The organism is Nocardioides sp. P4_G10 (assembly GCF_056401175.1).
In genome coordinates this window covers 120,977-131,408 of record NZ_JBFUJV010000012.1, presented here as the reverse complement: position 1 = coordinate 131,408, position 10,432 = coordinate 120,977, and the positions used below count along the sequence as shown (strand labels likewise).

8 protein-coding genes are annotated in these 10,432 nt (G+C 73.6%); 5 read left to right on the top strand and 3 right to left on the bottom strand.

The genetic code is table 11. The annotated features are described in order from the left end of the window. Window positions 1-229, bottom strand: a 229-nt coding sequence (locus AC1DP1_RS14065) for a pirin family protein (RefSeq protein WP_477507353.1), incomplete at its 3' end; no start/stop codon positions are given. A 133-nt stretch (window positions 230-362) separates the two neighbouring features. Here AC1DP1_RS14065 and nemA point away from each other — a divergent pair. The 3 genes from nemA to AC1DP1_RS14050 are packed head-to-tail and all read left to right on the top strand — an operon-like array spanning window position 363 to window position 5,320. Continuing rightward, window positions 363-1,457: an N-ethylmaleimide reductase gene (gene nemA / locus AC1DP1_RS14060; protein ID WP_477507352.1), complete on the top strand. Its 1,095-nt coding sequence runs from the start codon at window positions 363-365 to the stop codon at window positions 1,455-1,457. Between the two features lie 57 nt (window positions 1,458-1,514). Then, complete coding sequence (locus AC1DP1_RS14055; RefSeq protein WP_477507351.1) at window positions 1,515-3,398, top strand: ABC transporter ATP-binding protein; 1,884 nt, start codon at window positions 1,515-1,517, stop codon at window positions 3,396-3,398. Beyond that, on the top strand, window positions 3,395-5,320 hold the full coding sequence (locus AC1DP1_RS14050; RefSeq protein WP_477507350.1) for an ABC transporter ATP-binding protein: 1,926 nt from the start codon (window positions 3,395-3,397) through the stop codon (window positions 5,318-5,320). Before AC1DP1_RS14055 ends, AC1DP1_RS14050 begins: the two co-directional genes overlap by 4 nt. Before the next feature lie 219 nt (window positions 5,321-5,539). Here AC1DP1_RS14050 and zwf read toward each other — a convergent pair whose 3' ends face one another. Beyond that, the gene (zwf, locus tag AC1DP1_RS14045; RefSeq protein WP_477507349.1) at window positions 5,540-6,961 is read right to left on the bottom strand and encodes a glucose-6-phosphate dehydrogenase; all 1,422 of its coding nucleotides are present in this window, start codon (window positions 6,959-6,961) and stop codon (window positions 5,540-5,542) included. Between the two features lie 52 nt (window positions 6,962-7,013). Then, a complete protein-coding gene (locus tag AC1DP1_RS14040; RefSeq protein WP_477507348.1) occupies window positions 7,014-8,261 on the bottom strand; it encodes a homogentisate 1,2-dioxygenase domain-containing protein in 1,248 nt (415 codons plus the stop codon). A gap of 52 nt (window positions 8,262-8,313) precedes the next feature. On the opposite strand from AC1DP1_RS14040, the gene AC1DP1_RS14035 reads away from it, so the two are divergent. Together AC1DP1_RS14035 and fahA are read left to right on the top strand one after the other, a co-directional pair. After that, the gene (locus AC1DP1_RS14035) at window positions 8,314-9,177 is read left to right on the top strand and encodes a hypothetical protein (RefSeq protein ID WP_477507347.1); all 864 of its coding nucleotides are present in this window, start codon (window positions 8,314-8,316) and stop codon (window positions 9,175-9,177) included. After that, complete coding sequence (fahA, locus tag AC1DP1_RS14030) at window positions 9,174-10,400, top strand: fumarylacetoacetase (protein WP_477507346.1); 1,227 nt, start codon at window positions 9,174-9,176, stop codon at window positions 10,398-10,400. Before AC1DP1_RS14035 ends, fahA begins: the two co-directional genes overlap by 4 nt. Window positions 10,401-10,432 lie beyond the last annotated feature (32 nt).

Genomic DNA, 10,432 nt, shown 5'->3' with positions numbered 1-10,432 from the left:
GCTCGAGCTCGCCGCCGAAGAGCCAGCTGGCGGTCTGCAACCCCGTGTGCGGGTGGGCCGGGAGCACCATCCCGCCCGTCCGGTCGACCTCGTCGGGACCGTAGTGGTCGACGAAGCACCAGGCCCCGATCAGCGAGCGGTGGCGCTGCGGGAGCGTGCGTCGTACGCGCATGGCCCGCGGACCTCCCAGTGGGACGTCACGCGGAGCAAGCACCTCGACGTCGGTCATCGACCGCCACGGTACCCGCAAGGGTGAACGCGCGCAGGTGGTCGTGGGTGTCCGGTCGCACGCCGGGCGTGACCCGGGTCACCGTCGGGCGGGGCTCGGAATAGCGGACCGACCGGGCCCGTTGGCGGCTGTCGTGCCCTCCCTCTTCGAGCCCCTGTCCCTCGGCGCGGTCCGTGCCGACAACCGCGTGCTGATGGCTCCCCTCACGCGGATGCGCGCCACGTCGCCGGGCGACGTTCCCAACGACCTCATGCGCGAGTACTACGTGCAGCGCGCTGCCGCCGGCCTGCTGATCTCCGAGGGCACGCAGATCAGCCCGGAGGGCAAGGGCTACATGGACACCCCCGGCATCTACAGCGAGGAGCAGGTCGTGGGCTGGCGCCGGATCACCGACGCCGTGCACGAGGCCGGCGGGCTCATCGCCGCCCAGCTGTGGCACGTCGGCCGGGTCTCGCACGAGTCCTTCCACGGCGGCGAGCTGCCCGTGTCGGCGAGCGACGGGCCCTACCGCAACCGCACCACCGTCCGGGGCGAGGACGGTCGCCCGACCCGGGTCAGCTGCCCGGTCCCGCGGCCGCTGGGACTCGAGGAGGTCCCGCGGGTGCTCGAGGACTACCGGCGCGCGACCGTCAACGCCCGCGAGGCCGGCTTCGACCTCGTCGAGATCCACGGTGCCCACGGCTACCTGCTGCACCAGTTCCTGGCCGCCGACAGCAACCTGCGCACCGACGAGTACGGCGGCTCGCTGACCAACCGCGCCCGCCTGATGCTCGAGGTCACCGACGCCGTCGTCGACGCCTGGTCCGCCGACCGCGTCGCCATCCGGATCTCCCCGATCGGCTCGTTCAACGGGACCGAGGACCCCGAGGGCGCCGAGGCCGGGCTGTACGTCGCCGGCGAGCTCGGCCGCCGCGACCTCGCCTTCCTGCACCTCTCCGAGCCGGACTGGGCCGGCGGCCCGGAGCTCGACGACGACTACCGCCGTGCCCTGCGCGCGGCCCACCCCGGCCCGATCGTCGGGGCCGGCAGCTACGACGTCGCCAAGGCGGAGCGACTGCTCGGCACGGGGTTCATCGATGCCGCCGCCTTCGGCCGGTCCTTCATCGCCAACCCCGACCTGCCGCGCCGCCTCGCCGAGGGCCTGCCCCTCAACCCGCCGCGGCCCGAGACGTTCTACGGCGGCGACGCCGAGGGCTACACCGACTACCCGGCCTACGGCGCGGCCTGAGCCCGGTCGATAACGGTTCGTGCCCGCGCGGCTCCCGCACCTAGGGTTCGACACGAGATGCAGGACTACCCACCTCGGATCGCGACGTTCTACACGGGCACGGACGCCGCTCCCACGCCGGACCCCGACACCCGGTCGCCATTGGCGTTCCTGCGCTGGATCCTGGGGCGCCAGATGGGCCTGATCGCCCTCTCGTCCCTCTGCTACGCGCTGTGGTTCCTGCCGATGACGCTGGGGCCGTGGATCTTCGGCCGTGCCGTCGACCAGGGCATCGTCGGCGGCTCCGAGGCGGCCCTCGCCGGCTGGGCGGCGCTGCTGCTCCTCGTGGTCGTGATCGGCGGCGTCTTCGGCGTCGTGTCGCACACCCTCGTGGTGCGCAGCTGGCTGGTCGCGCTCTACGGCGCCCTCGAGATGGTCACCCGCAAGGTGGCGCAGATGGGCCACGTGCTGCCCCGCCGGTCGCCGACCGGTGAGGTGCTGAGCGTCGCCTCGAGCGACTCCGACGAGTTCGGTGCGCTCAGCGAGATCCTGGCGCGCACGGTCGGCCAGCTGGCGTCGTACCTCACCGTGGCCTTCATCGTGCTGACCATGTCGTGGCAGCTCGGGCTGCTGACCCTGGTCGCGGCGCCGGTCCTCGTCGGCGCGGCGCTGCCGCTGCTGCGGCCGCTGCACCGCCGCCAGCAGCTCGAGCGCGCACGCACCGCCGACCTGACCTCGCTGGCCACCGACATCGTGGCCGGGCTGCGGATCCTGCGCGGCATCGGCGGCGAGCAGACCTTCGGTACCAACTACGCCCGCCAGTCGCAGTCGGCGCGCGAGGCCGGTGTCGCCGCCGGCATCTGGCAGGCCGTGGTCGAGGCCGTCGGCGTGCTGCTGTCGGGCATCTTCCTCGTGGCGCTGGTGTGGCTCGGCACGCGGCAGGTGGAGGACGGCCTGCTCACCGTCGGCGAGCTCATCACGTTCCTCGGCTACGGCCTCTTCATGGTCGGCCCGATCCGGACCTTCTTCGAGTTCGCCCAGAAGGGCGTGCGGTCGCTGGTCAGCGCCCGCCGGGCGATCGTGCTCTTCGACGAGCAGCCCCCGTGGCACGACCCGGCCGTCCCGGTCTCCCTCGACGGCAGCGCGCCGCTGCACGACGTGGCGAGCGGCCTCACCGTCGAGCCCGGGATCCTGACCGTCGTCGTCAGCGCCGTGCCGGAGCAGAGCGCGGCCCTCGCGGACCGGCTCGGCCGCTACCTCCCCGCCGACACCGAGCCGGTCCCCTCGGTCGAGGAGACCGGCACCAAGGGACGCGCCGCCCGTCGCTCGAGGGCCGAGCGGGCGGAGGAACGCGCCCGGATCGCGGCCCAGGACGAGGAGCGGGTGCGCCGCGAGTGGGGCGTCACCCTCGGCGGCGTCGACCTCTCCCACGCCCTCCTCGACGACGTACGACGCCAGGTGCTGGTCAGCGACGCCACGAGCCAGCTCTTCGCCGGCACCCTCCAGGACGCCGTCGACCCGCACGCCCGGCTGACCCGGGAGCAGGCCGAGGAGGCGCTGCGCATCGCCAGCGCCGAGGACGTCTACGACGCGCTGCCCGAGGGCTGGCAGGGCCAGCTCGACGAGCGCGGCCGCGGCCTGTCCGGCGGCCAGCGCCAGCGGGTGGTGCTCGCCCGCGCCATGGCCGCCGACGCACCCGTCCTCGTCCTGGTCGAGCCGACCTCCGCGGTCGACGCCCACACCGAGGCCCGCATCGCGGCCCGGGTCGCCGAGGCCCGACGCGGTCGTACGACCGTGGTCACGACCGTCTCGCCCCTGTGGCTGCACCACGCCGACCGCGTCGCGCTCCTCCACGACGGCACCGTGGTCGCCGAGGGCCGCCACGCCGACCTGCTCGCCGACGACGAGGCCTACCGGCGCGTCGTCATCCGCGAGCTCGACGAGGAGGAGTCGGTCCGATGACCACCGACCTCCTCGCCAGCTCCGCCGGCACGTGGCGCGACCGGGCCGGCGACCCGCCGCCCGTCCCGCCCGAGCTGGATCCTCCCGGTCACGTCGGGCTGCGCGCGCGCAACCGCGCCCTCTGGCAGCGCCACGACCTGCGCCGGCAGCGCGCCGAGGACGTCTACGTCGCCTCGCGCAACCCGGTGCGCGGCTGGCCCGTGTCGGGCAACCGCGCCGTGCTCGCCTTCTTCGGCGACCTGGTGCGCACCCGCAAGCGCTCCTTCGCGCTGCTGGTCCTGCTCAACGCGCTCGCCGCCGGCTCCGCGCTGGTGATCCCGCGGCTGCTCGGGTCGCTGGTCAACCGGGTCGACGACGCCGGCGCCGCGGCGGCCGGCCTCGACACGCTCGCCCTGGCCGTGGTCGGGGTCGTCATCCTGCAGTCGGTCTTCACCTTCGGCGCCCAGTGGACCTCCACCCACTTCGGGCAGGACCTGCTCGCCTCCGCGCGCGAGCACGTGGTCAGCACGATCCTGCGGCTCCCGGTCGGCCGCGTCGAGGGAGCGAGCACGGGCGACCTCGTCACCCGCGTCACCCGCGACGTCGGGACGATGGCGCGCTCGGTGCAATGGGGCGTCCCGCGCCTGCTGATCTCGCTGATGACCGTCGTGCTGTCGATCGTGGCGATGATGCTCAACTCGCTCGTGCTCGCGCTGCCCGCGCTCGTCGTCTTCGCGCTGTGCACCCCGGCCGTCCGCACCTACCTGCGGCGTGCGCCGAAGGCGTACATCACCGAGGGCGCGACGTACTCCCGCATCAACACCACGCTCACCGAGACCGTCGAGGGCTCGCGCACCGTCGAGGCGCTCGGCCTCTCGCAGGCCCGGGTGCAGGCGGGCTCCGACGACATCGCCGTCTCAGCGCAGGCCGAGCGCTACGGCATGACGCTGCGCAACGTGCTCTTCGCGGCGCTCAACGGCGCCTTCCAGGTGCCGCAGGTCGTCACGCTCGTCGCGGGCGCCTACGGCTACAGCCAGGGCTGGGTCGACCTGGGCCAGATCACCGCCGCCCTGCTGTACGTCGTCGCGCTGGCCGAGCCGCTCGACGCCGTGATCGGCGAGGTCGACCGCCTCCAGGTCGGCGCGGCCTCGACCAGCCGGCTGCTCGGCATCGCCGAGGTGCCGCCCGACCGGGAGCCCGGCGACCGGCTGCCGGACGGCGTCGAGCTGGTGGCCGACGACCTCCGCTTCGCCTACCGCGAGGGCCACGACGTGCTGCACGGCGTCGACCTGCGCCTGCGCACCGGCGAGCGGCTGGCGGTCGTAGGCCCCAGCGGGTCGGGCAAGTCGACGCTCGGCCGGCTGCTGTCGGGCATCAACCGCCCCCGCACCGGCTCGGCCCGCGTCGGTGGCGTCGACCTCGTCGACCTGCCCCTGGAGGTGCTGCGCACCGAGGTCGCGCTCGTCACCCAGGAGCACCACGTCTTCATCGGCACCGTGCGGGACAACGTCGTGCTGGCCCGCGAGAACTCCTCCGACGACGCGGTGCGGGAGGCGCTCGCAGCGGTCGGCGGGCTGGCCTGGGTCGAGCGGCTGCCCGGGGGGCTCGACACGGAGATCGGCTCCGGCCGCTTCTTCCTCACGCCCGCCCAGGCGCAGCAGGTCGCGCTGGCCCGCCTGATCATCGCCGACCCCCACACGCTCGTGCTCGACGAGGCGACGTCGCTCATCGACCCGCGCACCGCGCGCACGCTCGAGGGGTCGATGAACAACCTCCTCGAGGGCCGCACCGTCGTGGCGATCGCCCACCGGCTCCACACCGCCCACGACGCCGACCGCATCGCGGTGGTCCTCGACGGTCGCATCGTCGAGCTCGGGAGCCACGAGGAGCTGCTCGACCTCGGCGGGGAGTACGCCGCCCTCTGGCACGCCTGGACGTCCTGACCCGCCACGACGTCTGCGGCCGCGGCTCGCTGAAGTCACCGGATGTCCGGGGGGTGGCGGCACATCGCACCGCCGCGGAGCCTCACCTGCAATCCGCCGCCACCCACACACGGCAACCCGCCACGGTGGCGGCACATCGCACCGCCCCGGCACCCCCACCTGCAATCCGCCGCCACCCGCGAGAGCGGAGGTCAGGGGGCGTCGACGCGCCGCACGCCCTCACTCGCCATCGGCGTCGCCGCTCCCGAGCCGCCAACCGCCCTCGGGCAGGTCGAGCGCCTCGGCCGGTCCCCACGACTCCTGGTCGTACGGCAGCGGCGCCGGCCGGTCGTCGAGCACCGGCTGGCACACCTCCCACAGGCGCCGCGTCTCGTCGGCGTGGGCGAACAGCGTGTGGTCGCCGGCGAGCACGTCGAGGAGCAGCCGCTCGTAGGCCTCCAGCGGCTCGTCGTCCGGAAGCTCCTCGCCCAGGTCGAGGCGCATCGTGGCCGGCGCGAGCTCCATCTCCGGTCCCGGTCGCTTGCCGAGCAGGTCGACGTGGATCCGGGCCTCGTCGGTGAGCTCCAGGACCAGCTCGTCGCGCCGCAGGCCGTCGCCGCCGAAGACCGTCGAGTCGGGCGCACGGAAGCGGAGGGTGACGGTGCGCCGGGTCTCGGCCATCGCCTTGCCGGTGCGCAGGAGGAACGGCACGTCCCGCCACCGGTCGTTGTCGACCCACGCCTCCAGCGCCACGAAGGTCTCGACGTCGGAGTCCTCGTCCACGTCCTCCTCGTCGCGGTAGCCGTCGTACTGCCCGAGCACGACGCGCGCCGGGTCGAGCGGACGGACGTCGGCGAAGACCGCGGCCCGAGCTCGTCGTACGGCGTCGGCCGACCACTCCCCCGGGTCCTCGAGGGCGACCGCGCCGAGGATCTGGAACAGGTGGGTGGAGACCATGTCGCGCAGCGCGCCGGTCGACTCGTAGAACGAGCCACGGCCCTCCATCGCCAGCGTCTCGGGGACGTCGACCTGCACCGAGGCGATGCTGCGGCGGTCCCACGCCGGCTCGAAGAGGGCGTTGGCGAAGCGCAGCGCCAGCAGGTTCTGCACGGCCTCCTTGCCGAGGAAGTGGTCGATGCGGAAGACCTGCTCCTCCTCGAAGACCTCGTGCACGTCCCGGTCGAGCTCCTCGAAGGACTGCAGGTCGAGGCCGAAGGGCTTCTCGATCACCAGGCGGGCCCGCTCGGCCAGCCCCTCGCGCCCGAGCATGCCGACCATCCCGGACATCGCGGTCGGCGGCACCGACAGGTAGACGACGCGGCGCACGTCGTCCCCGAGGCCCTCCTCGACCTCCCGCACCCGGGCCGCGAGGTCCGCGCCGTCGTCGGCGTCGGAGGTCCGGAACGACACCCGGTCGAGCAGGACGCGCGCGACGTCCTCGTCGAGGTCGTCGACCGACTCGCGCAGCCCCTCGCGCACCTCGTCGCGGAAGTCGTCGTCCGAGCCGGGCGAGTGCCGCCCGCTGCCGATGACGGCGTAGTCCTCGGGCAGCCGGCCGGCCGCGGCGAGCCGGTAGAGCCCCGGGAACAGCTTGCGCGCCGCGAGGTCTCCGCGGGCGCCGAACAGCAGGAAGACGCAGGGCGGCAGCGCGGCGGTCGTCATGCTCGCCACGCTAACGATCACCCGAAGGAGTGGTCCGCGGCCGGCGGCGGCCTCAGCTGTTGCTGTAGACCGCCGGGCCGCCGTCGTCGCCGGCCGCACCACCCGCGGGACTGGGGCCGCGCCCCGCCCAGGTCCAGGCGTACGCCGGGTCCTCGACGGTGAGGCCGCCCTCGCCCAGCTCGAGCGGGGCGAACGTGTCGACCATGACGGCCGACTCGTCGAAGTACTGGACCCCCAGGCTGGCCTCGATCGCGCTGGGCTGCGGACCGTGCGCGTGGCCGCCGGGGTGCAGGCTGATCGAGCCGATGCCGATCCCCGAGCCCTTGCGGGCCTCGTAGTCGCCACCGACGTAGAACATGACCTCGTCGGAGTCGACGTTGGAGTGGTAGTAGGGCACCGGGATGGCGAGGTCGTGGTAGTCGACCTTGCGGGGCAGGAAGTTGCAGATGACGAAGTTCCAGCCCTCGAAGACCTGGTGCACCGGCGGGGGCTGGTGGACCTTGCCGGTGATCGGCATGTAGTCCTCGATGTTGAACGTGTAGGGGTAGAGGCAGCCGTCCCAGCCGACCACGTCGAAGGGGTGCGTCGCGTAGGTCAGCCGGGTGCCGACGATGCCGGCGCTGGTGCGGTGCTTGACCAGGACGTCGACGTCGGTGCCCTCGGCCTGGAAGGTGTCGGCAGGGCCGTGGAGGTCCCGCTCGCAGTAGGGCGCGTGCTCGAGGAGCTGGCCGAAGCGCGAGAGGTAGCGCTTGGGCGGGTGGATGTGGCTGTTGGCCTCGATCGCGTAGAGCCGCGACGGCTCGGTCGGCACCCAGCGGTGGTCGGTCGCGCGCGGGACGAGCACGTAGTCGCCGGCGCGGTAGGGCACGACGCCGAAGACGGTCTCGACGACCCCTGTGCCGGACTCCACGAAGACGCACTCGTCACCGATCGCGTTGCGGTAGAGCGGCGAGGGGTCGGTGCCGGTGACGACGTAGGTGATGCGGACGTCGTTGTTGCCGAGGACCAGCCGGCGGCCCTCGACAGGGCAGCTCCCGGTCTCCAGGTCGTGGAGCTTGAGGTGACGCGGCTTGAGCGGGTGGTTGGGCGTGCGCGACTGGTCGGGCAGGTCCCACACCCGGCTGTCGGTGATCGCGCTGGGCACGCCCCGGCGGTAGAGCAGCGAGGAGTCGGACGAGAAGCCCTCCTCCCCCATCAGCTCCTCGCGGAAGAGGTGGCCGTCGTCGTCGCGGAGCTGGGTGTGGCGCTGCCGGGGCAGCCGGCCGAGTGCGCGGTAGTGGGCCATCGGGGTGCGATCCAATCATCCGACTATCGGACGCAGGCGTCCGCTATCTGGTGGCTAGAGTAGCCCCGTGGTCTCCAGTCACGCACCTGTCGATCCCGCACCGCGGGCCTCCACCTGGCCAGAGGAGTGGCGCGGCCTCGTCGACGACGCCGCGATCTTCCCCCCGGGCGACGCGCCCCTCCACGACGCCACCGCCGCCCACACCGGGCGCCGTGGCGAGTGGTGGGCCGACCTCGTGGGCAGCTTCGTGCTCCGCGACACCGACCTGCCGCTCGTCCGCGGGTTCGGTGCGCCGCTGTCGGTCGTGGTCACCGGCGGAGCGGGCCAGCTCGCCGGACCGCTCGGCGCGGCCACCCGGCTCGGGCTGCAGGTGGCGGCCGTCGAGATCGCCGTCCGCGACGTCGACGACCCGGTGGGCAACGTCCGCCGCATCGACGCCGCGCTGCGCGCGGCCGAGGTCGACGTACCCCTCTTCATCGAGCTGCCCGGGACCGCCACCGCCGCCTGGCTCAGCGCCGCCGACGAGGTCGCGGCCTGCGGGCACCGCCTCAAGCTGCGCCTCGGCAACGTCGACCACGACCTGGTCCCGGACTCCGCGACCGTCGCCGCCTGGATCGACGCCGCGCTCGACCGCGAGACCCGCTTCAAGGCCACGGCCGGGCTGCACCGCGCCGTCCGCCACGACCCCGAGGGCGGGGGCGTGCACGGCTTCCTCAACGTGCTGGCCGCGACGAGGACGCTGTGGGACGGCGGCTCGGTCGACGACGCGACCGCGCAGCTCGAGCAGCGCGACGGCGCCGCACTCTCGGCCGGCCTCGCCGACGGCGGCGTCGCCGCCGCGCGTCGCTGGTTCACCTCGTTCGGCTCGTGCTCGGTCACGGAGCCGCTCGACGACCTGATCGCCCTCGGACTCGTGGAGGACCCCGCATGACCACCCCGATGAGCCGCACCACCTGGGTCGAGGGGGCCGCGGGCTCCGGGTTCGACGTCGACCACCTGCCCTACGGCGTGTTCGCGCGCTCCGGCGAACGGCCGCGGGTGGCGGTGCGGATCGGCGACCAGGTGCTCGACCTGAGCGTCGTCGCGGCCGCCGACATGGTCGACACGCACGAGCTGTTCGACCAGCCCACCCTCAACCCGTTCATGGCGGCCGGGCCGGCCGTCTGGGAGTCCACCCGGGCGTGGGTGACGGGCCTGCTCACCGACCAGACCGAGCGTGACCTCGTCGAGCCCGCGCTCGCAGCGGTGGACTCGGTGACGATGCTGCTGCCGTTCGTGGTCGGCGACTACGTCGACTTCTACGCCTCCGAGCACCACGCCTCCAACGTCGGCCGGATGTTCCGGCCCGACTCCGAGCCCCTGCTGCCCAACTGGAAGAACCTCCCGGTGGGCTACCACGGCCGCTCCGGCACGGTGGTCGTGTCGGGCACCGACGTCGTACGCCCGTGCGGGCAGCGCAAGGCACCGACGGACGACCTCCCGACCTACGGCCCGTCGCAGCGCCTCGACATCGAGGCCGAGCTCGGCTTCGTGGTCGGCGTGCCGTCCGCGATGGGCGAGCGGGTGCCCACGGCGGCCTTCGCGCGGCACACCTTCGGTGTCGTGGGCCTCAACGACTGGTCGGCGCGCGACATCCAGGCCTGGGAGTACGTCCCGCTCGGGCCCTTCCTCGGCAAGTCGTTCGCAACCTCGGTCAGCGCGTGGGTCACCCCGCTGGCGGCACTCGAGGCCGCCTGGACCGACCTGCCCGGCCAGGACGACCCGCCGGTGCTCGACTACCTCCGCGTCGACGGGCCCGCCGGCCTCGACATCGAGGTGGAGGTGGTGCTCGGCGGCGACGTCGTCGCCCGTCCGCCCTACCGCGACATGTACTGGTCGCCGGCGCAGATGCTGGCCCACACCACCGTCAACGGCGCCAGCCTGCGCACCGGTGACCTGTGGGCCTCCGGCACGATCTCGGGCCCGGAGCCGGACCAGCGCGGCTCGCTGCTCGAGCTGAGCTGGGGCGGCAAGGAGCCGTTCACGGCCGGCGGGCGCGAGCGCACGTTCCTCGAGGACGGCGACGAGGTGACGCTGCGCTACTCCGCGCCCAGCACGGGCGGCGGCCGCATCAGCCTCGGCGAGGTCACCGGTCGGATCCTGCCCGCGCGCTGACGTACCGCTGGGGCTCCCGGCCCGCCCGTCCG

Excerpts from the sequence above, each read along its gene's own strand:
- AC1DP1_RS14055 (WP_477507351.1), top strand. The coding sequence starts at position 1,515 with ATGCAGGACTACCCACCTCGGATCGCGACGTTCTACACGGGCACGGAC.
- AC1DP1_RS14050 (WP_477507350.1), top strand. The coding sequence starts at position 3,395 with ATGACCACCGACCTCCTCGCCAGCTCCGCCGGCACGTGGCGCGACCGG.
- zwf (WP_477507349.1), bottom strand. The coding sequence starts at position 6,961 with ATGACGACCGCCGCGCTGCCGCCCTGCGTCTTCCTGCTGTTCGGCGCC.
- fahA (WP_477507346.1), top strand. The coding sequence starts at position 9,174 with ATGACCACCCCGATGAGCCGCACCACCTGGGTCGAGGGGGCCGCGGGC.